Origin of the sequence: Paenibacillus sp. ALJ109b (genome assembly GCF_010747435.1) — a bacterium.
Classification (GTDB): Bacteria; Bacillota; Bacilli; order Paenibacillales; family Paenibacillaceae; genus Paenibacillus; species Paenibacillus taichungensis.
On sequence record NZ_JAAIFP010000001.1, the window covers coordinates 259,391 to 281,504 of the forward strand.

Annotated in this window: 18 protein-coding genes; 6 read left to right on the forward strand and 12 right to left on the reverse strand. The window is 46.3% G+C overall.

Features of this window, described 5'->3' with window-relative positions; translation table 11 throughout:
* Positions 1 to 142: 142 nt before the first annotated feature.
* From G3352_RS01020 to G3352_RS01040, 5 genes are all read right to left on the reverse strand, one after another.
* Positions 143 to 2,356 (reverse strand): DEAD/DEAH box helicase, encoded by a 2,214-nt coding sequence (locus G3352_RS01020; protein ID WP_163753074.1) that lies wholly within the window; start codon positions 2,354 to 2,356, stop codon positions 143 to 145.
* A complete protein-coding gene (locus G3352_RS01025; protein WP_163753075.1) occupies positions 2,353 to 3,693 on the reverse strand; it encodes a BREX system ATP-binding domain-containing protein in 1,341 nt (446 codons plus the stop codon). The genes G3352_RS01020 and G3352_RS01025 overlap by 4 nt, the downstream gene beginning before the upstream one ends.
* Before the next feature lie 7 nt (positions 3,694 to 3,700).
* Complete coding sequence (locus tag G3352_RS01030; RefSeq protein ID WP_163753076.1) at positions 3,701 to 5,299, reverse strand: TerB N-terminal domain-containing protein; 1,599 nt, start codon at positions 5,297 to 5,299, stop codon at positions 3,701 to 3,703.
* A gap of 196 nt (positions 5,300 to 5,495) precedes the next feature.
* The gene (locus tag G3352_RS01035; RefSeq protein WP_163753077.1) at positions 5,496 to 8,036 is read right to left on the reverse strand and encodes a diguanylate cyclase domain-containing protein; all 2,541 of its coding nucleotides are present in this window, start codon (positions 8,034 to 8,036) and stop codon (positions 5,496 to 5,498) included.
* A 46-nt stretch (positions 8,037 to 8,082) separates the two neighbouring features.
* Positions 8,083 to 8,694, reverse strand: a complete 612-nt coding sequence (locus tag G3352_RS01040) for a biliverdin-producing heme oxygenase (protein ID WP_163753078.1) — start codon at positions 8,692 to 8,694, stop codon at positions 8,083 to 8,085.
* Positions 8,695 to 9,024: 330 nt separating this feature from the next.
* Here G3352_RS01040 and G3352_RS01045 point away from each other — a divergent pair, with 330 nt between their 5' ends.
* The 4 genes from G3352_RS01045 to G3352_RS01060 all read left to right on the forward strand — a co-directional run bounded on the left by G3352_RS01045 (position 9,025) and on the right by G3352_RS01060 (position 11,653).
* Positions 9,025 to 9,822, forward strand: a complete 798-nt coding sequence (locus tag G3352_RS01045; protein WP_163753079.1) for a Nif3-like dinuclear metal center hexameric protein — start codon at positions 9,025 to 9,027, stop codon at positions 9,820 to 9,822.
* A gap of 168 nt (positions 9,823 to 9,990) precedes the next feature.
* Positions 9,991 to 10,416, forward strand: coding sequence for a DMT family transporter (locus G3352_RS01050; protein ID WP_024633836.1), 426 nt, complete (start codon positions 9,991 to 9,993; stop codon positions 10,414 to 10,416).
* A gap of 34 nt (positions 10,417 to 10,450) precedes the next feature.
* Positions 10,451 to 11,149 (forward strand): Crp/Fnr family transcriptional regulator, encoded by a 699-nt coding sequence (locus G3352_RS01055; protein ID WP_163753080.1) that lies wholly within the window; start codon positions 10,451 to 10,453, stop codon positions 11,147 to 11,149.
* Positions 11,150 to 11,167: 18 nt separating this feature from the next.
* Positions 11,168 to 11,653: a DMT family transporter gene (locus G3352_RS01060; RefSeq protein ID WP_076291148.1), complete on the forward strand. Its 486-nt coding sequence runs from the start codon at positions 11,168 to 11,170 to the stop codon at positions 11,651 to 11,653.
* A gap of 85 nt (positions 11,654 to 11,738) precedes the next feature.
* On the opposite strand, the gene G3352_RS01065 is transcribed toward G3352_RS01060, so the two are convergent.
* The 4 genes from G3352_RS01065 to G3352_RS01080 all read right to left on the reverse strand — a co-directional run bounded on the left by G3352_RS01065 (position 11,739) and on the right by G3352_RS01080 (position 16,884).
* Positions 11,739 to 12,455 (reverse strand): YebC/PmpR family DNA-binding transcriptional regulator, encoded by a 717-nt coding sequence (locus tag G3352_RS01065; RefSeq protein ID WP_064640900.1) that lies wholly within the window; start codon positions 12,453 to 12,455, stop codon positions 11,739 to 11,741.
* A gap of 210 nt (positions 12,456 to 12,665) precedes the next feature.
* A complete protein-coding gene (gene cysI / locus G3352_RS01070) occupies positions 12,666 to 14,387 on the reverse strand; it encodes an assimilatory sulfite reductase (NADPH) hemoprotein subunit (protein ID WP_163753081.1) in 1,722 nt (573 codons plus the stop codon).
* Between the two features lie 54 nt (positions 14,388 to 14,441).
* Complete coding sequence (locus G3352_RS01075; RefSeq protein ID WP_163753082.1) at positions 14,442 to 16,283, reverse strand: assimilatory sulfite reductase (NADPH) flavoprotein subunit; 1,842 nt, start codon at positions 16,281 to 16,283, stop codon at positions 14,442 to 14,444.
* A 211-nt stretch (positions 16,284 to 16,494) separates the two neighbouring features.
* Positions 16,495 to 16,884: a winged helix-turn-helix transcriptional regulator gene (locus G3352_RS01080; RefSeq protein ID WP_163753083.1), complete on the reverse strand. Its 390-nt coding sequence runs from the start codon at positions 16,882 to 16,884 to the stop codon at positions 16,495 to 16,497.
* Between the two features lie 177 nt (positions 16,885 to 17,061).
* Here G3352_RS01080 and G3352_RS01085 point away from each other — a divergent pair, with 177 nt between their 5' ends.
* Positions 17,062 to 17,622: an NAD(P)H oxidoreductase gene (locus tag G3352_RS01085; protein WP_163753084.1), complete on the forward strand. Its 561-nt coding sequence runs from the start codon at positions 17,062 to 17,064 to the stop codon at positions 17,620 to 17,622.
* A gap of 89 nt (positions 17,623 to 17,711) precedes the next feature.
* Here G3352_RS01085 and G3352_RS01090 read toward each other — a convergent pair whose 3' ends face one another.
* Complete coding sequence (locus G3352_RS01090) at positions 17,712 to 19,268, reverse strand: ABC-F family ATP-binding cassette domain-containing protein (RefSeq protein ID WP_163753085.1); 1,557 nt, start codon at positions 19,266 to 19,268, stop codon at positions 17,712 to 17,714.
* 245 nt (positions 19,269 to 19,513) lie between these two features.
* Here G3352_RS01090 and G3352_RS01095 point away from each other — a divergent pair, with 245 nt between their 5' ends.
* Complete coding sequence (locus G3352_RS01095) at positions 19,514 to 19,987, forward strand: SET domain-containing protein (protein WP_163753346.1); 474 nt, start codon at positions 19,514 to 19,516, stop codon at positions 19,985 to 19,987.
* A 120-nt stretch (positions 19,988 to 20,107) separates the two neighbouring features.
* Here the strand turns inward: G3352_RS01095 and G3352_RS01100 are convergent, their stop codons facing one another.
* Together G3352_RS01100 and G3352_RS01105 are read right to left on the reverse strand one after the other, a co-directional pair.
* Positions 20,108 to 20,716: a DUF1349 domain-containing protein gene (locus G3352_RS01100; protein ID WP_163753086.1), complete on the reverse strand. Its 609-nt coding sequence runs from the start codon at positions 20,714 to 20,716 to the stop codon at positions 20,108 to 20,110.
* 29 nt (positions 20,717 to 20,745) lie between these two features.
* Positions 20,746 to 22,089: a dihydrolipoyl dehydrogenase family protein gene (locus G3352_RS01105; RefSeq protein WP_163753087.1), complete on the reverse strand. Its 1,344-nt coding sequence runs from the start codon at positions 22,087 to 22,089 to the stop codon at positions 20,746 to 20,748.
* Positions 22,090 to 22,114 lie beyond the last annotated feature (25 nt).

A 22,114-nucleotide genomic window follows, 5' to 3' on the forward strand; every position in this document is an offset into this window, starting at 1 on the left:
GAAATGAAATATGCACTTGTTGTTTGCGATTCGTGTGTGACGACTTTTCATATATTACATGGGAGGTGAGGTGGTGTCAACCCTGATTCACAATTTAAATTTTTTTAATTAAAATTCAAAGTAAACAACATGCGTTATTGCGTCATTTCACAGATGAAGAATCCCATGTTAACGTTTGCTGCAATCCTTCTTTGAGACCATTTAAATCCAATCCGTCCACTGCAAAGGCCTCTCGGATCAAAGGAGGAGCCACAAATTCGTCGTATTTACCAAGATAAGGCGCTTCATCTTCTGAAAGCAACGCAGATGCGTCTTCTGCTGTTCGACACTCACTCATGATCTCGGCCAAAAGTGTGCGGCCATCCACTTTACCTGACACGACAAAATAATAAGGCTCCATAGGTACAACAGATCGCAAGGCGAGCTTGTCAGACAAATTGTGTTTCATCAAACGTTCCAGTGTGCGGAAAGATTTGCTTCCCACCCAAGGTAACACATACAAGGAATCTCCTCCAGCTGGAATGACAACCTGCTTCAGTAAACCACTTTCACGTGCAAGTCGACGGGCGCGTTCCAATCGATTTACCGCTTGCGGGGACAGATAGGGATATATCACCGTGTCTGACAGTACTTCACGCATTTTCTGGACAACCGACGTATGAATGTCCCCACCCGCACCCAGCCACAACGTATCCACTTTGCCTTTGGCCGCCTTCACATACACAGATTTATGCTTTTGATCGACCTCTTCCACTTTCCACAGTTTCCCGGCAAGAGAGAAACAGTATCCAGGTGGCGGCACGGTTGTAATCGACCCGATCTCCTCGGAACCGTTCAGCACTTTGTGCTCTTCATCATCTTTGAACACCGCGTAAAAGCGATAGTTATTCACGGTTTTCTCACCCGTAAGCCCAATGATTAACGTCCGATCTTCTGTCCACTGCAGATGATCGGTCTCAATCAGATAATTCAGAAAAAGCTGATATTGATCTGCACGAATCTGCGCGAATGGTGCGAGAGAAAGTATAGCCTCCGCCAGTTCTTTGGGTTCAGCCTCCCCCATGCTTTTCAGCATGCTCATCGTCTGATGATAGAGCACACCCATCGGCATCTTACGGGCTTCAAGCGGTTCAACCCACTTGGTCTTTACATACAATTCAATAACAGCAATAGCCCGCATGAGTGTCCATGGCATTCGAGCAGGCAATTGAGCTTCTTCATCCTCTTCTTCCGGACATACAAATAGCATCTCGGAAGCCATATCCTCACGCCTGCCTGACCGTCCAAGGCGCTGAACAAAACTCGATGCACTATAAGGTGCTCCAAGCTGTACAACCCGCTCCAGTTCACCGAGGTCAATCCCCAGTTCTAACGTTACGGTAGCCGCAGCTACTGCTGGACCTGATCCGGTTCGCAAGGCGGCTTCGGTCTCTTCTCTCAACATCGCGGATATGCTCCCATGATGAACATGGAATACGTCCCGCTCCTGTCTCCGTGCGGCGACACGCCGCATCTCAAGTATAGTGACTTCGGCATCCGTCCGGCTATTGGTGAATATTAAAGCTTTTTTGCGATGCGTACTCTCATAGATGAAGTCGTAATAGACTTTACGTGCATTATGCAGATGTTCCGCTTGTTCTTCATCTCGTGCATCCGGAAACGAAAAATGCTCCACCCGCAGACGCAGCTTGCGGCCACCGGGGGAAGAAACCACATCCACCCCCTGGTTAGTTCCAGCAGCGAGCCAGGCTGTAGCAGCATCATAATCACTTAATGTCGCAGATAATCCCACTCTTCTCGGTTTACATCCAGCCATACGTTCAATTCGCGCCAGCTCACTCAGTACCTGAATACCTCGATCCGCTCCCATGAATGCATGAACCTCGTCAATAATGACATACCGCAGATCATGAAATAACGCCGGAATGGCATTGGGACGATTCATCAACAGACCTTCGAGCGATTCCGGCGTAATCTGAAGCACACCGGATGGACTTCGCATGAGACGTGTTTTCTCTGCCTGAGGCACATCTCCATGCCAGTGCCATACCGGAATATTACCCTCGGACAGCAAGTCCTTTAGTCGCTCGAATTGGTCGTTAATGAGTGCCTTAAGCGGCCCGATGTACAAGATGCCCACGGATTTGGAGGGCCGTTCATGCAGCTCGGTCAGTGCAGGAAAAAAAGCCGCCTCCGTCTTACCGGAGGCTGTTCCTGCCGCAATCAGCATATGATGCGGGGTATGAAAGCAAATGTTGCACGCTTCAATCTGGGCTGGCCGAAGTGATTCCCATCTTTTTTTATAAATAAATTCCTGGACAAAAGGGGCCAGTCGATAGAAAGGGTTCTCACTCATAATTCAAACTCCGCTAGAAAATCATCCAGATCATCAGTAGAAGATGAGTTCGTTCCTTTTCCTGTTTCCTGCGGATTGACTGCTCGCTCACCAAGCAATTGAGCATAGGTCACTTCAGGATTCTGATGGAGCGTATGCAGCACATCCATGAAGTCCCGTACCACTTCACGTGTGGTCAGTAATTCATCCGCGCCGAGCCGGTTGACCGCTGTTTGCATAAAATCAACTAAATCCTCATCCGTTAGACTCGCACTATATCCAAAATGAAGGGCATGAATCTGACGCAGTTTCTGCAACAGAATCAAAATCTCTTCATGGGATAACATCGAAAGTTTCAGGATTGGTCCGGTATAATTCGCATATTCTCTTGCTGCGTAGCGCCCGTCGATGAGTCTGGAGCGAAGTGCTTCATAACTATATAGTCCGCGTCTTTCATCCTCCACGAATTGTGGTGTACCGCCCACAAAAATGCCGAGGTGTTCTGCTTTGCCCTGCATCGTATCATTGAACATGGTGAGCAGCTTCTCGTAGTTGCTTTGCCGGGATATGCTGTTTGTAATTTTGTACAGATTCACCGCTTCATCTATGAACAACAGCAGTCCTTTGTAACCGATCCGCGCCGTAAATTCGGACCATAATTTGAAGTAGTCATACCAGTTATCATCATCAATGATGACGCCGACAGCCAGCTCTTTCTTGGCTTCCGTCTTGGTTGCGAATTCCCCTCTCAACCAGCGCAGCGCCGCCTGTTTGCGGTCATCATCCGCCAATTTATAGCCGTTCCAGTACGAAGCCAGCACCTTGGCAAAATCGAATCCATGCACCAAATTCTGCATTTCGTTTGTCACTGCATAGATCTGCTTCTCGACTTCAGCAGGAAGAGCCGGATCATCCGGGCGCAAGCCCTGACTCTGCATCGCTTGCTGCTGAAGACCGGCGATCCATTTCTGCAAAATCGGTTCCAGAGCCCCGCCATCCGGACGTGTGCGAGTAGACAGACGAGTCATCAGCTCACGATATGTTGCGAGTCCCTGACCTTTGGTTCCCACCAGTCTGCGCTCAGGTGACAAGTCGGCGTCCGCCACAACGAATTCACGATCCATCGCATAGTTCCGAATCATCTGCAACAGAAAACTTTTCCCACTCCCATACCTTCCTGTAATCAGTTTAAAAGCTGCCCCGCCTTCTGCAATATTGTCCATATCTCGCAAAATCGCGTCCACTTCAGACTTCCGACCAACAGCAATCTGCTCCAGTCCGATTCGTGGCACAACGCCTGCGGTCAACGAATTCACTAGTGCGGTAGTCAGCCGCTTAGGTATTTTAAGTTCTGCCACTGCCCAATCACCTCTTCACATGTTCAAACACATTCATATAATCCGAAACAATACGATCACCATCAATCAGAAGGTCACCAATCGTTTCCATGGCCACATCATTAATTTCATCCAACAGGAGTGCAGGCATCGTTCCATATTGCTCAGCTACCCGCATCAGCTCCGTATCCGGATTGACACCAAGCAAGGCATAAATTGCCTGTACATGCTGCGGAGACAGCATTTTAGAGAACTGCAACCACTCTTCATCCAGATCAGCAGAAAAATCCGCCTCCCATTGTAATGATAATGGCTCGCCATTCCCGTTTTCTTGAACTCCGTCAGTTTTAAGCGCTCCCTCAAAGCCAACCTCCGCTTGGTTAGACTCCTCAGCTCTTTCAGCTTCATTTGTTGAATCTTGAATCGCCATAGGACCTTGGTTGCTCGTATTGTTCGCATCCTCATCTTCGGTGGTATGATTTTCCTCGATCATGAGTGCTCTGCGCACATATTCGCTTTCCTGTTGCAGCGATGCAAGTTTCTCCGCATCAATTCGGACTATCGGTTGCTCTACAACTGGCATTTGCTCGACGGCAAAGGCCTTGTCCAGATAACGTTCAATCACGTTTGCAAGCTCAGGCTCAAGGGTCTTTCCACGAAGTCGACCTCTGAAACCGAGCAGTTCACGGCATTTATTTTCCGTACATCGAAAAACTCGGGTTACAAACTGGATAAAATCTGCATGCTCTCCTATCGGAACATATGTCATTCGAACCGATTTTCCATAAATGGATTCGTCATATACGGCTTTTCGAAACAGCGTACGTTCGATAGTCCTTTCATGATTTAGCTCAAACTGATCCAATATGCCTGCCATGCGTGTACGCAACAGATAAGAATCCACCAAAGCCATAACTCGGGGAATGTACTGTTCCAGAACCTTCATGCCGCCATCTCTGTAAAATTTGCTGAGCGTAATGTCGTAGTCATAATATCTTTGTAACAACTTCAGCGAGATATCCGATATATTGCTGCTCAAGAGCCGTTGCAACTCCATATCCAGAATCTCCGGTGGCAGAAATCCACTCGAAAGCTCCACTATCTCGGATAATGACATGTTCAACTCATGTACGAGATCATAATCAATAATCCATTCCTGCATGTACACATCCAACTGCGGAAGCCGTTCACGATAGTTCATCCATAGTTGTTTTAATTGGTCGTAGCCTTCCAGTGGTTCCTGCCAACCAATTCCGTTAATCAGCTCATAAATATGCACAAACAGATAGGACAGATCCGTGTCAGGAAAACGTCCTTGCCGGACTTCCGTCCTCCAATACATATACCACTTGCGCTGGGGTTCGTTCATTACACCATAAGTCGGCCAATAACTCATAAAAGGAACCCAGGGCGCCTGCTCCCCTTCCACCTCCATGAGTTGCCTTGCTTCCTCCACAAACCTTTTCTCCGAAGACAATATGCCGCCAGACAATCTTATATCAAAATCAGCACGGACAATCGTTGAACGGTCAGGAACCGGGACTGCCGCTGTGATAGGCTCTTCGCTCAGATCTATCTCCATAAACTCCAGTTGTCTTGAATCCTCTTTCATTTGATTCCGTTTCACCGTCCTCCACCTGTGAATACGAACAAGTGTATCCATATTCATCATTATAACACTAGTCCTATGCCTGCGGTGATGAAAATATTACTTTCCTTTTTGATAGAAAAAAAGAAAAGCATTCAAACTGATATCCAGTTTAAACGCCTTTCCTTATTCCACCTATCTGCATCCTTTATAGCAAGGTTAGTTCAACTTCATATCAAACCACGATAGTCCGATTTTTCCCGTCACTCTTGGCTTGAGCAAGGGCTAGGCTGGCTTTTTCAATCAGATTCGACACCATCAGCGTCTCTTCAGGAACCATTACCGCACCGCCAACACTAACGGTGACCACTTCACTTGGGCTGGACAGATCTCTCTGAATTTGAAGTGCAAGCACATGTTGTCTGATTTCTTCGGCAAGCTCTGCTGAACGTTCCGATGTAGCATTCTTCAGTTTCAACATGAAAGTTCCTCCCCGAAGGCGGGAGATGATGGCATCATTCTGCTCACTGACAACGGCCAGCACTTCTCCAACCCACTGGAGGCATAGATCGCCACCTTGAAGTCCATAAGATGCATTATATGAACGGAAATCATCGATATCTATAATAAACAGTCCCAAACTGCATTTCTCCTGCAAACATTCATTCCAATCATCCTGAAGTTCGGATTTGAATATCGTCTGAAGCGGCATGTCTGTTAACGGATCTGTGTTGAGATAATTCTGGAGCTGACTGGTTGTCTCCGTATAATGTTCCTGATCATGATGGGATGCCCCGCTGTTCAGGAGCACCATCACTGACGGTTTGCCTGCATGTGTAACAGAAGCCAGTGTAATCTCAAGAAGTAAGGACATGCCAGTTGCCGTGGTGAAGTATGCCTGGTTGGTAAACAAACGCGTATTGTTGAGCTTCAGTTCCTCCAGGTTTTGCTGCAAAATCGTTTTCGTCTTGTCAGGCACAAATCCCCTGAAATCCTTGCCGATGAGAGTTTTGGAATTTTCATAACCAAGCAGTTCGGCTGCCTTGTTATTGCAATAAATGATGAACCCATCCGTCAACGTAAAAAAGGCTACCGGTGAAAACTCCATCAACTGCAAGTAGCGCTGCTCATTTTGTCGTAAAATACGTGAATTCTGCAACGCTTGCTCTTCCGCCTGAACGAGCTGGTTCTCCGTCTGACGGCGCACGATGGTTTTGAGCAATGGCAGCACATTCAGTTCCTTCGTTGTCCACGGATAAGAGGTAGACTGGACGACCTCTCTCCATTTTTCGAAGGATTTTCGGGGAGACAGACGCATGCCATCATCGGTTTTGATCACCGCTTTGGCTGGATCACCTGCCCAATCCACAAGCTGAACCACTTCGGGCCTGAACCAGATGATATAATGATGCTGCCCAGGGGATATGGCAACATAAACAATACCCGATGCTTTTTCCTTGTAGGCTTTAGCAGGATCATACTCCAAACTCAGCTTGGAGGTGTGATAACTGTAATCTTCCGACTTGCCCGCCAGCCATGCAGCCAATTCCCGTACTTGCTCTTTTGCTGGCGTATCGCCATATAGCAGCAGCTTGTCCTGATAACAGATCGCAGCTCCCGAAGCATCCATAAGACTCAGTAAGGTCTGCTCTTCGCCCTGCAATTCTTCAATAATCCTCGCTGGACTTGTATTCCCAATAAAAATATTAGCAATTTGGGTAGCCGCTTCACGTGACCTGATCTCAGCCTGATATTCATCCAGCTGCTGACGTTGAAACAGTTCACTTGAGAAGAATGAGCCCAGGAAGTTACACAAGTTCCGAACACGATGAGGTATATATCTGGCTGAATAATGATGACATGTAATCAGGCCCCATAGCTGGTTGTCATGGATTAGAGAAATGGTTACGGTCGCACCAACACCCATGTTCTGTAAATACTCAATGTGCAGAGGAGATACACTCCGCAGAACCGACAAGCTTAGATTAAGCGGTTTGCCCGTCAAAGGTTGAAGCAAGGGAACGATCTCGACAGGTGTATAATTCACGTTCACGATGGTGCGCAACCAATTGCGCAGATACAACTCCCGTGCCTGTTTGGGAATATCTGACGCTGGATAATGGTGGCCGAGAAACGGTTCGAGCCCTTCCTCACGTGCTTCTGCGATGACCTTCCCATTCCATTGCTCGTCAAATTCATAGATCATGACCCGGTCATACCCAAGCATTTCTTTCAATTGCTCGGCTGCAATCTGACTCGCTTCGACCCGATTGTCGGTACTTTTGAGTCGGCTGAAGAAGCTGGAAATCCACTCAAAATCATTAACTTCCATATTTCCTTTTTCATAGGAAGGCTCCATTTCCAAAATTAACAGGCCTTCACTCTCATGAATGACAGAAGTGAAGACCTTCTCATTTCCGGAAACGTTAATCGTGAGATCCATATATTGCAAGTCTGATGTTACAGATGCACTGAAGGTGCGTGCCAGTACCTGTCTGATATTATCCTTGCCAATCAGATGTTCGAGTGGAAGGCCCAGCACCTCTTGCGTAGTAAGACCGAGATGTTCCTCCGTATTTTGGCTGCATTGTACAATAGTCGGTATATTGTTGGTGCTCACAGCCAAGAGCACACCATGAGGTTGAATGAAGCCGGGGATATGAATGGGTTCTTTGTCGCAATTGTTTAGATCAATTGGATCATTGGTGTACGTACCCTGATTGAGCAATGTACGGTTAAGCAGATTATTTTCTTTCCTGGACTTCGATTCGGGCATAGCCTGAAAAATCCCCTCTCATGATGTGATAACTCTTATTCTCAACTTACAACTGATCTGTATTTGTATCTGTATTGATCCATTGATCAAGTAATCGGAACGTTTCCGAGGCCGTGTGCACCATGATGTCGTGATCTTCTTCCGCCGTGATGGATTGACGCAGTAGTTCCGTGAACTCCGCCCATCTTGTTCTGGTTTCTGTACCATAGGCATTAAAATATTCCAGCCCCCGACTTGCATCAATCGGCAGGAACTGTGACAAACGTTTGGTCATGATCTGACCTCCGTTTGTAGATCCTTCAATGACGTATAAATAACCGAACAACCTTGCTGGTGTCGAGATATCCGGAAGATCCTTACATAAAGGAACCTGGCTGATTTCCTCTTCACTGGCGCCAAGATTCCGCAGGTCATTTTCAAGCAAGTTCGCTTTTCCTCTGATCCCGATATCCAGTCCCGTGCTTTCCCAGAAAGGTTGCTGTACAGCTTGCTCTTCCAATGGTTTCAGGAACCCGTAAAATTTCTCCAGATATTTCTTATACTCACCCAAGCTAACGGTTTGATTCATAATAGCCTTGGCATACTCGTTCTGTTCCACTTGTCTGTGATAATGAGCTGTCTCACTCTTCAGACGTTCCATAATGGTACTGGCTGTCATGTAATCATCGCCCTTCTATGTCGGATCTCTTCATCAGAATTAAGACTTATACTTAACTGAATGTACAGTGTAGGTTTGAATGATAACCCATTACATCTAGATAAAGACTCTATGTAAGTATACTTTTTCTTGTAGGAGAAAACTATATGAATCAAGCATCGTTACATTTTGAATACGATTGTTAGTTGTTATACTAACCAGCTACCTATCATCGATTTCACTGCTCTCCGCCCTTCTTTTCTTTCAACAGGAAAAAGTCAATATCTATAATGCTGTTCATCCATCAACATGATACACTGGGCATATCCTGTACTTGGAGGTATGAAGTATATGAATATAACCATTCAACACATTATGGATCACCTTACCGCCGAAGTTGAACTTCCAGAAACCACTGTGGATCAACTGATTACGGGTTCTCCCAACCAAACGGTTACAGGCGTTTTTGTAACTTTTATGCCTACACAACATGTAATTGAGCATGCTATACAGCGTGGAGCTAATCTGATTATCGCTCATGAGCCTCCCTTCTATAACCATCATAGTCACACCGATTGGCTGGTTGATGATCCAGTCTATGAAACCAAGAGAAGGCTGATCGAGAACGGTGGAATTGCAATCTATCGCTGCCATGATGCAATTCACCGCTTTCACCCGGATGGCATTACGGAAGGATTGGTTCAGGCATTAGGATGGTCCCCTTATGTGGTACAGCGTAAACCGGAATCTGACATTCTATCCTTTCCGGAAGGAATGACAGTTCAGCTTATTGCGGAACATATTAAACGTTCGCTTGGGATCGAATATGTACGCGTAGCTGGTAATCCAAAGATGATATGCAGACGAGCAGCAGTGCTTGTTGGTTTTCGAGGCAACGGCAATCTGACCATCCCTCTGCTTCAACAGGAAGAGTTGGATTTGATTATCGCAGGTGAAGGATTCGAATGGGAGACACCGGAGTACATACGAGATGCTGTGCAGCAAGGAAAACAAAAGGCTCTTCTTATGATCGGTCATGCCGAGAGTGAGGCTTCCGGAATGAAACTTTTGTCTGAAAGACTGGCTACAGCTTTCCCGGAATTGCCTGTTCATTTTATTGGTGAGCAACCGGTGTTTCAAGTATTGTGATCTTCAGAATGACGAGCCATCCTGGGTTCTGACTGGATTTTGCGGAGGGTTTATTGTACTCTAAATGCTATGACTTCTGAGCTGAGGACATTTGTCCTTGGCTTTTTGAGTGGATATATCATTTAATAGAAATCGAAGAAGTAATGACGCGACAAGGAGAGTACAACCATGAGAGGAATTATTTTTGCACTATTAGGCGGTGCATGCATTACCCTGCAAGGGGTTGCCAATACCCGAATCAGTACGGACATGGGCACCTGGCAAGCCGCAACCATTACCCAACTCACCGGGTTCATTCTGGCGGCTCTGATCCTTGTATTCGTTCGGGACATCAACCTGCAAGGGTTGAAGCAAGTGAAGCCCATGTACCTGGCTGGAGGCGCGTTTGGTGCAGTAATTATTTTCAGCGAAGTCACGGCTATCCAGCAAATTGGGGTAACTTTTACGATCTCAGCCCTGTTGATTGCACAGCTTTTCCTGACCTTTCTGGTCGATAGTAACGGATGGTTTGGTGTTGTGAAGCAGAAAATGAAACTACCGCAATTTCTGGGTATAGCATTAATGGTTACGGGCGTCATTATTATGAAGCTATAGCTAGGTCAGCATAAAGTCGGGGGTGAAATACAATATGGAAGAGTTTCAGAATGAGCATCAATTGTTGCACTATTTAAAACAGTATCAACTTGAAGCGGTATTTCACGAGCCCCTGCGTCCGCATATGACGTTATGCCACTTCGAGAAGTGCGAATTAATCTGCCGTGAAGGCGAAACATCCGAATTTTTATATGTACTGGTCGAGGGGAAAGTCAAAATCTTCACGACCTCACCACAGGATAAAACACTCGTTCTTTGCTTCAAAACACCGCTTGAAGTGGTTGGTGATATCGAGTACGTTCGGGAGAGTAACATCGTGAACACTGTACAGGCGGTCTCACCTGTCGTGATGCTGCGCATTCATTATCAATGGTTAGCTGAACTTGCCAGCGATTACGCACCCCTGTTGAAATTTCTGCTCAAAATTATATCCCACAAGTTTTATATTGATTCGAACTTCTCCAACTTCAACCTGATGTATCCGGTCGAGGTTCGATTAGCCAGTTATCTGCTCTCCATCTCTACCGAAGAAGCGGGGACTGTTGTCCACGAAGAACTTGACGCCTTTAATTTGACAGATATCGCGAATCTGATCGGTACGAGTTATCGGCATTTGAATCGGGTGATTCAGAAGCTGTGTGCAGATGGATTAATCATGCGGGATCAGGGCTTTATTATGGTCAAAGACCGAGCAGGTCTGGCAGAAGTAGCGGGTCACAACATCTATGAATAAGGAGATCTCTATCCTATGATCATTACAGGTATTTTGCTTGCGTTACTGGCAGGTTCTCTTGTCAGTCTGCAGACCATCTTTAATAGTAAGGTAAATGAACGTACCGGCTCGTGGTCCACGACAACGATGGTGCTTTTCACCGGGTTTATTGCATCGTTTCTGATTTCTCTAATGGTAGAGGGCAAAAATACGTTTAGCTTCCAACATATGCAGCCCTGGTATTGGCTTAGCGGAGCCATTGGTGTAGGGGTGGTCTTTTGTCTCGTTCAGGGCATGAAGTTGCTCGGTCCCACCTTTGCGATCTCCATCGTACTTACATCCCAGTTAAGTTTCGCCTTGCTGTTTGATTCCATGGGATGGCTTGGACTGGAGCAGATTCCATTCTCCTGGAACCAGCTTCTTGGTGTTCTCGTCATCGTGGGCGGTATTGTGTTATTCAAGTTTGGCGGTAGCAAATCGGCAAAATCGAAAAAATCTCCTGGTGCATTGCAATCCGACTCATAGGAGAACAATAAAAAGAGTGTCTGTCCAATCCGTTGATTGGCTAGACACTCTTTTTGGCAATCAAACCACGTATCGTTTAGTTCGCTTAAACGAACTCTACGTTGTGGTACACTTGTTGAACATCTTCAAGGTCTTCAAGCGCATCAATCAGTTTCTCGAACTGAGCTTGTGCATCCTCTGGAAGTTCAATATGGTTTTGCGCAAGCATCGTCAGCTCGGCTACTGTGAACTCAGTAACACCGGCAGCTTTAAATGCTTCCTGTACAGCGTGGAATTGATCCGGTTCTGCATATACGATCACAGCATCGTCTTCGTCCACGATATCACGTACATCCACATCTGCTTCAAGCAGAAGTTCCAGTACTTCCTCGGAGTTTTTGCCTTCTACCCCGATTACCGCTGTAGGATCAAACATATAAGCAACTGATCCGCTCACACCCATATTGCCCGCGTTTTTGTTAAATGCAGAGCGCACTTCCGGTGCAGTACGGTTCACATTATTGGTGAGAGCATCCACGATAACCATGGCACCGTTGGGCCCGAATCCTTCATAACGCAGTTCTTCATAATTTTCGTCCCCGCTGCCTTTTGCCTTTTCCATGGCACGGTCAATAATTGCTTTGGGTACGTTATACGTTTTGGCACGTTCCAGCACGACTTTCAGTGCGCGGTTCGCTTCCGGGTCCGGTTCGCCCTTCTTGGCAGCTACATAAATCTCAACGCCGAATTTAGCATAGACCCGGCTAGTATTTGCATCTTTTGAAGCTTTTTTTTCTTTAATATTATTCCACTTACGACCCATATCGTTTCCGCTCACTTTCAACATATAATCTGCTTTCTACTTTGTCATTATATCTTGTTGGGCGTACTTCAACAAGTTTAGACTCACGAAAAAATGGTAAAAGGCAAGTTGATTTCACCTTGCCACGTTCAGACATCCCAAAAAGAAACGATCTAAAAACGCCAAAGAAGCAATTCCCAAGGGAATGCTTCTCTTCACGAATTCATCTAATTAGGCATGAAACTGCTGACCATCCAGCACTTCAGGTACATAACCGGCACGAATGACGAAATCTCCAAAATGTTCACCATCATTGCGCTCTTTGGCATATTGATTCACCATTGGAGTCAATGTGTCCAAAATTTCGGTTTCGCCGATATTTTCTTTGTACAATTTGTTCAAGCGATGTCCGGTAAAACTTCCACCCAGATACATATTGTATTTTCCCGGAGCTTTGCCGATAAACGAGATCTCAGCAAGCATCGGTCTCGCGCAGCCGTTCGGGCAACCCGTCATACGAATGACAATCTCTTCGTCTCTCAGCCCCGCTTCGTCCAGTACAGGCTCCAGCTTGTCGATCAGTGATGGCAGATACCGTTCGGATTCCGCCATGGCAAGACCACAAGTAGGAAGCGCCACACAAGCCATAGAGCTTCTGCGAAGCGCCGAGTAATGAGCACCATCGGTCAGATTGTATTGCTCAATCAGTGCCTCAATCTTTTTCTTCTTCTGGCTGCTGATGTTCCCGATAATAAGATTCTGATTGGCTGTGAGACGAAAATCTCCGGTATGGATTTTGGCAATTTCACGCAGACCTGTCATGAGCGGATATCCGTCTACATCTTTTACACGTCCATTTTGAATGAACAAGGTGTAGTGCCATCTGCCGTTGCTGCCTTTCACCCAACCGTAACGATCTCCATTATGTTCAAAATGGAACTCGCACGCCGCATCCAGTTTCCAGCCGAGACGACTCGTCAGTTCTTCCACGAACCAGGCGAGGCCGCGGTCATCGATTGTATATTTGAAACGGGCATGTTTACGCACTGCACGATCCCCATAGTCACGCTGAATCATAACCGTTTTCTCCGCAACATCAATCATTTGCTCTGGTGTACAGAAACCAATGACTTTGGAAACCTGCGGATAAGTCTTCGGATCACCATGAGACATCCCCATACCACCACCGACAGAAACGTTAAAGCCTTGCAGCTTGCCGTTCTCTACAATAGCGATAAATCCGAGATCCTGCGAAAACACATCTACATCATTGGATGGTGGAACGGCAATCCCAATTTTGAACTTACGCGGCAAATACACTTTGCCATAAATCGGTTCTACTTCTTCATCCGTGTCCTGTGAATCAATAATTTTCTCTCCATCCAGCCACAACTCATGGTAAGCACGAGTGCGTGGATCAAGATGATTACTCACCTGGCATGCCCATTCATATACTTCAGCATGAATATCCGATTGGTCCGGATTCGGATTACACATGACGTTCCGGTTCACGTCGCCACATGCAGCAAGAGTACTGAGCAACGAATCGTTTACTTCACGAATAGTATTTTTGAGGTCCCATTTGAGCACACCATGCAGTTGAAATGACTGGCGCGTCGTCAGACGAATGGTCTCATTGGCATATTTATGCGCTACACGATCCATCATCAACCACTGTTCGGGTGTAACAATTCCTCCGGAAGCACGCACACGCAACATGAATTGATAGGCAGGCTCCAGCTTGGATTTATTCCGCTCATTACGCAGGTCACGGTCGTCTTGCATATAACTGCCGTGATGTTTCATCAGACGGTTATCGTCCTCAGGAATCGCACCACTGATCCGATCCGCCAGCGTTTCAGTCAGACTTCCACGCAAGTAGTCACTTTTGATCTTTATATCTTCCACATCACTGTTCGTGCGCTGTGGGTTAAGTAAGTTATTATAAGTCATGCTGCTTTCTCCTCTCGTATCTCCGGGATGCCTTATCCGGCATATGATCTGTAATTAATACACATCCCGCTGATACCGTTTTTCCTGCTGCAAACGTGTCAAATATTCCGCTGCCTGTTCAGGTGTTAGGCCACCCTCTTGTTCAAGAATGGTCGCGAGTGCAGCATGAACATCATGTGCCATTCGTTTCTCGTCACCACAGATATATATAACTGCACCTTCCTGTAACCATTGATACAGCTCTTTGCTATGCTCCAGCATCCGATGCTGCACATATACTTTCTCTTCTGCATCACGGGAAAAAGCGACATCCATCTTCGTAAGAACGCCGTCCTTGAGCCAGCGCTGCCATTCGGTCTGATAGAGGAAATCGGTGGAGAAATGCTGATCGCCGTAGAACAGCCACGTTTTGCCTTCTGCACCCGTCTCTTCACGTTCTCCAAGGAATGATCTGAACGGAGCTACACCTGTACCTGGTCCAACCATAATGATTGGAGCATCCGGGTTTTCTGGCAGTTTGAAGTTTGGATTTTGCTGAATAAATACAGGTAATGTATCCCCTAGTTCAACTCGTTCAGCCAGTTGAACAGAGCACACACCATAGCGCTCTCTGCCACGTGATTCATAACGTACTGTACGAACGGTAAGATGAACTTCATCTGGGAAAGACTTCGAACTGCTTGCGATCGAATATAGACGTGCCGGGATTTTGCGAAGCACAGCTACGAACGATGCAGCCGGAATACCTTTAAGCTCATAATCCTGTACCAGATCCAGCAAATCACAACTGTTCATGACTTTGCGGAATTCCGAATCATCTGCGAGCAGAGCGGGCAACCCGCTCCCCGTGCTCAGCTTTGCCAGCTGCTCCACAACGGGTCTTGTGACAGCAGTTATTTCGAAGTAACGCAATAACGCTTCACGTACAGATACCTGGTCTCCACTTTTATTAACCGTAACGCGCTCACCAGCATTCCATTCCATGGCTGCAATCAGTTCATCGACCAGGCGTGGATGATTCTCAGGGAACACACCCAAGCTGTCACCCGGTTCGTAGTCCAGGTTGGAACCTTCCAGAGACAATTCGATATGACGTGTCTCGCGGTCCGATCCTCTGCCGTTCAAGTTGAGATTTTCCAGCACTTCTGCCTTGAATGGATTCGTCCGGTTGAACTCGGAATCACCGCTGCTTACTGCGGCTCCAACCACTTCACTGGTTACCACTCCCGCAGCAGCAGGTGTACTGCTGAGTGAAGCAAGCACATCATTCATCCACTCTGCGGCCGCTTCATCAAAATCAACATCACAGTCCACACGTGGTACAAGCGCTGTTCCGCCAAGCTCCTGCAATCGAATGTCAAAATCCTTTCCTGTCTTACAGAAGAACTCATACGAAGTATCTCCCAAAGCCAATACGGAGTAACGCAATCCCTCGAGCTTCGGAGCCCTTTTGCTATGCAGGAATTCATGCAATGGAATCGCATTATCCGGCGGTTCGCCTTCTCCATGTGTGCTGACAATAATGAGAAGATTCTCTACTTTTTTCAGTCCGTTCGGTTTGAAATCTCCCATTGACGACAGGGTCACCTGAAGACCCTGCTCTTCCAGCTTTTTCGCCAGTTTCTTGGATAGTCCACTGGAGTTCCCGGTTTGTGATCCAAAGAGCACCGTAACTTCCCTGGACACCGCAGCAGGTGCACTTGCAGGAGTAATACTTGCTGTTGATGCAGACTGTTGTTCCACACCAGCAGGTGCAGCTACAGCCGCAAATCCCTGAATGGCTGTCAGATATCCGCTAAGCCACGTTTTCTGTCCATCGTTCAATGTAGGAATAAGGCGATTGAGCAGCTCAACCTGTTCCTGATTAAAAGGGCTGTTTGTCACTTGAAGTTCCACCATTTGCCACCTCGCGCATTACGTCAATTTTAATTCCTACTAAAATGATCATATTAATTTCTACTCTCTTGAACCTACCATACCCGATGGTAGGGGTCAATTTCGATGATTTTATGGTATTTATCAGTTTCACTGATAAAGGGCAAAAAACAACAAATACCCTCCTCCTCGATTCAGGAAGGTTTTTGTTGTTTTTTAATCTGGGAGCAGTTTAGTTCGAAGTCGAAAGCGGAATATATTCGCTAAAATGATTCTCCAGTACTTTGTTTTTATCTCCATATACTCTGTCCAGATGATTCTCTCCCCACAGACAGATGCGGTCGATGATTGCCTGCAGTGTCAAGCCGTACTCGGTCAGCTCATACTCTACCTTGGGTGGAATCTGGGGATGAATAATTCGATGAATGATTTCATTCTTTTCAAGATCACGCAGCTGCTGGGTAAGGACCTTCTGAGTAATGCCAGGGATGGCTCTGCGAAGTTCGCTTGTTCGTTTTTTACCTGTTATGAGTTGATGCAGAATAAGAATCCTCCATTTTCCACCGACTAGTTCCAGCATTGCCTGCACACCACTCTCATATCTTTTCAGTTCCTGTTCCACTGGGAATCCCCCTTAAATCACATATATGTATATCCATTATTAAAAGTAACCGAAGAACCTCAAGGTATCTACAGCACTCGAAGGTGCGTACTTCTCAAAAAGATGTCATGAAACTTATAATAACATTGGTCAGAACGTTAAACCAAAAAATGAAGGAAAAAGGATGGTTACTCATACATGAAAATCAAACTGGTCGTTACTCACCCAAGACAGGATTCCCTAACATTTGCCGTGATGAATCGTTTTATAGAAGGTCTGAAGGAGAATCACCATGAAATTGATATCCTTGATCTGTATCATGATGGATTCGATCCGTTATATAGCGTAGAAGATGAACGAGATTGGCAAAATCCCGATAAGCAGCATGCCCCTGTGATTCGCAAAGAGCTGGATCGCGTGCTCGCGGCTGATGCCATTGTATTTATTTTCCCGGTATGGTGGTACAACGTTCCTTCCATGCTCAAAGCTTATCTGGACAAGGTATGGAACATGGGACTGCTGAACAAAGCAAACTCCAAAAAGGCACTCTGGATTGCACTAGCTGGAGGAACGGAGGCGTCATTCCATAAATACGATTATTACAACATGATTTCGAATTATCTGAATAATGGTATTGCTGGTTATGCAAGAATGCAGGAATCCCGAGTCGAATTCCTCTATGAAACCATATCCGAATCCAAAACGCATATCGAGGGCTTGTTGGAGCAAGCTTATCAAATCGGCAGACATTATAAGTAACCTTTGCATCGCAAAAAAGACAGCGTCCATTTAACCATGGCGCTGTCTTCTGTACGATTGTTCATGATTCTTCTCGTGCAGCAGTGAGATTAAAATACCTTCGTTGTCCACGACTCACAATTCCATGTCTCCGTAACCACATCACGATAGAATTCAGGTTCGTGAGAGATCAGCAGAATGCTGCCTTTGTATGCTTTGAGTGCACGTTTCAACTCTTCCTTCGCATCAACGTCCAAATGGTTCGTCGGCTCATCGAGTACGAGCAGATTTGTTTCGTTATTGATCAGTTTGCAGAGACGCACTTTGGCTTTCTCGCCACCGCTCAGTACCGCGACCTTGCTCTCAATATGCTTGGTCGTAAGTCCGCATTTTGCGAGTGCAGCACGCACTTCAAATTGGGTATAGGAAGGGAACTCCTGCCAGATCTCTTCAATACAGGTATTGTAATTCGCATCCTTCATCTCTTGTTGGAAATATCCAATCTCCAGATGTTCACCGCGCTGAACAGTTCCTTCCAAAGCCTGAATCTCGCCCAGAATGCTGCGCATCAGCGTTGTTTTACCGATACCGTTCGCACCAACGAGGGCGATCTTCTGTCCACGCTCCATGCGCAGATCCAGTGGTCTCGACAACGGCTCATTGTATCCAATGACAAGGCCTTTGGTTTCGAAAATGAGCTTACCGGGCGTTCTTGCATCACGGAAGTTAAACTGTGGTTTCGGTTTTTCCTTGGCGATTTCGATGACATCCATCTTGTCCAATTTCTTCTGTCTGGACATCGCCATATTGCGTGTAGCCACACTTGCCTTATTACGGGCCACAAAGTCCTTGAGATCGGCAATTTCCTGTTGTTGGCGCTTATACGCCGACTCCAGCTGCTGTTTTTTCATCTCATGGACTTCCTGGAAGTGACTATAATCGCCCACATAGCGGGTGAGATCCTGATTTTCCATGTGATAGATCAAGTTAATTACACTGTTCAGGAACGGGATATCATGTGAGATCAAAATAAAGGCATTCTCATATTCCTGCAAATAGCGTTTCAGCCATTCGATATGCAATTCATCCAGATAGTTCGTAGGCTCATCCAGGAGCAAAATATCCGGTTTTTCAAGCAGCAGCTTGGCGAGCAATACTTTCGTACGTTGTCCACCACTAAGGTCGTTAACGTCCTTGTCCAGACCGATATCGGTTAGTCCCAGACCACGTGCTGTCTCGTCCACTTTGGCATCAATCATGTAGAAATCCTGGTTAGTCAGCGTATCCTGAATCGTACCTACATCCTCCAGCAGCTGTTCCAATTCCTCCGGAGTTACATCGCCCATCTTGCCATACATATCATTCATTTCTTGTTCCATGTCGAACAAATACTGGAACGCACCACGAAGGACATCACGAATGGATTGTCCTTTGCTGAGCACAGCGTGCTGATCCAAATATCCGACACGCATACGTTTGGACCACTCCACTTTACCTTCATCTGGCTGGAGTTTGCCCGTAATAATGTTCATGAAGGTAGATTTACCCTCACCATTGGCTCCGATCAGACCAATATGTTCGCCTTTCAGGAGGCGGAAAGAAACGTTGTTAAAGATAGCACGGTCACCAAAACCATGACTTAATTTTTCGACATTTAATATGCTCATTCATGACACCTTTTCTATATAGACTTAATTCTTTGTATATTATAAGCGTTATATCATGCACAACTCAACGCCATATTGTAAATTTAGCACCATTTTTCGATGAAATGTCCTTTGTATTGCCCCCGGATCCACTCAAACTGAAATCAATGACATTTGCCTTATAGGTATGGATGAGTTAAAATTTTTCCTTAAACGACTTACTACTATAAGAATGGAGCTCTCTTGGAGAGCATCAGGTGAAAATCATGATTGAAGTGAAACAATCCAAATTGGGTGATGGCGAATTTAACCGCGGCGTATTTGCGACCGTAGACATTCCAAAAGGCCAGCTGATCCATCAGGCTCCAGTTGTCCCTTATCCCAATGAAGACCACGAACATGTTGAGAAAACAATTCTCGAAGATTACGTATTCGAATATGGAGCCAATCATACGGCTATTCTGCTGGGCTATGGCAGTTTGATCAACCATTCCTATGAGCCTAATGCCACCTATGATATCAACTTCGAAAACCACACTTTTGACTTCTATGCTTATACAGATATCAAAGCCGGCGAAGAAGTATTGATCAATTATAATGGCGAGGAAGATAACATGGACCCATTATGGTTTCTGGATGATTACGAAGAACGTATGCGTGAGCTGAACGAAACAAATGATGGTGAAGAGGATGCTGATGGCATCGAATCTGACTCCAAGGACCAAGACTCAAGCAAATAAGACCTTGAGGATAAACTACAACAGTAGTAATACACACGAAAACAAGCAAGTCCTCCACCAAGGAAGACTTGCTTGTTTTCGTGTGTAGCGATAACGTCACTTTTCCCAACCAAACCCATCTTAATCGGCAATAGGTGGGTCAGTGTGCAAATCCTGATCCGGTTCAGTCAATTTCCATTTGGTAAAAGCAACCTCGAACCCGGCACGCTTCGGAGAACAGAGAAACGGTCCTGCTTGCTTGTTCGTCGGATAGGCAAACCTCGCGACCCGAATGGTACGCCAAGGATGCTCATCCGTGCGGGCACGAATAACTACGGCTTCGTCATGGTATGAAGCCCGAATGGTAACGATGCGTCCACCCCACTCCGGTACAGGTGAGAGCGACCAATCGGAAAACCGATCCGTTACGACCGCCCCTACATGAGCTACGCCGTCGTTTACTTCAACCCCCGCCTTGATCCATTGATCCTGTCCATGCCAGAGCATTAACCCTGCCTGATCATACAATTCCGTGAATGAACTCAGATCAAATGATACTTCGATTGCCTTGGTTCCATCCCATGGAGCAAGCATGGCATGTCCATTCTGATGGCAGAAACCATAGAATGTTTTCTCCCAGAAGTCACTGCCCTCCTGTGCCTCCACAATCAGACGGTCACCTTCCGTTCGCGCTTGAACCGGTTCGGTTGTCCACTCGGCTTCATGAAGCCGATGAAAATGAACTGACATGATTCATCCCTTCCTTCCACACCTTCACATTAAAATAAAGAGCCCATATCCGATGCGGCTGTTGGATATGCAAAATTCATGGTGTTTAGCTGATCGGTTGTCAAATCGAACTGAATTGCCATGGCGAACAGGTTAATCAGTTCTTCTGTTTTGCCACCCAATACATGGGCACCCAGGATACGCCCTGTTGCCTTGTCGACTACTACTTTGGCCATGGCAAATTTTTCATTCGTACGTTTATAAGTATACCATTTCGACATGTCATTTACCTTCACCTCATAGCCCTCTTTTTTGGCCTGCTCCACAGTAAGACCTACAGAACCCAGGGATGGCACGGTAAATACAATCGAGGGCATTACTTTATAATTAGGTTTGTTATGATTGCCTTCAAGCAAGTTCAAGGATACTGCGCGTGATTCCTGGCCTGCGAGCGGAGTCAACGGAAGTCCTTCCGTTGCGGTAACATCACCAGCTGCATAGACTCTTGGATTGCTTTCGCTCTGCAAGTACTCATTAACGGAGATGCCTTTTTTCGTATAGCTGACATTTCCCTTCTCCAGTTCAAGCCCATCTACATTCGGAATACGCCCTGCTCCGTGAACGACAAGTCCACACTGCCATTGATGATCAGCCCCATTGCGGGTTCCACTGACCACATATGTGTTTCCCTGTTGACGAATCGCCTTCACTTCCGCATTCAAGTGTACGTGAATGCCTACTTCTTCGGATTTTTGCAGCAGCAGGTCCACCAGTTCCGAATCAAACTGTTCCAGCGGCTCTTCACCTCGATGTATAATATGGACTTCCGTACCAGCTCTGGCCGCAATATGTGCAAATTCAAAAGCAATGTAACCTCCACCCACCAGAACCAATTTATCCGGCAGCTGTTCCAGATCAAGAAATTGATCGCTATATTTCAGATGCTCTGCACCATCAATAGGAAGTGGTGCTGGATGCGCACCTGTTGCAATTAGAATATGTTTCCCCTGTAGTATTTCTTCCCCTACACAAATGTGATCTTCGTCAACGAATGAAGCCTTACCATGGAACGTATGCATCCCTGCCTGTTTGAACTTATCTTCACTTGCTCTCGGAATACTCTCCGTAAATGTTCGCTTGAACTCCATAAGTTCCGACCACTGAATAGAAGCGTTACCTTCCACTCCTTTGCCCTTCATTCGTTCATTCCAGTCGATCAGTTCAGCCGCTCCTGCAAGCACTTTTTTGGGATCACAGCCCCGTAACGCGCAGGTTCCGCCAAACTCTCGTTCATCAATCACGGCAATTTTCCATCCGGCTTCGGCGCAGCGGGATATAACAGAGCTTGCAGCGCTCCCGGTTCCAATCGCGATCAAATCATAAGGTTGTGTCATAGTTGTTCCTCCTCTTCATGTTAAA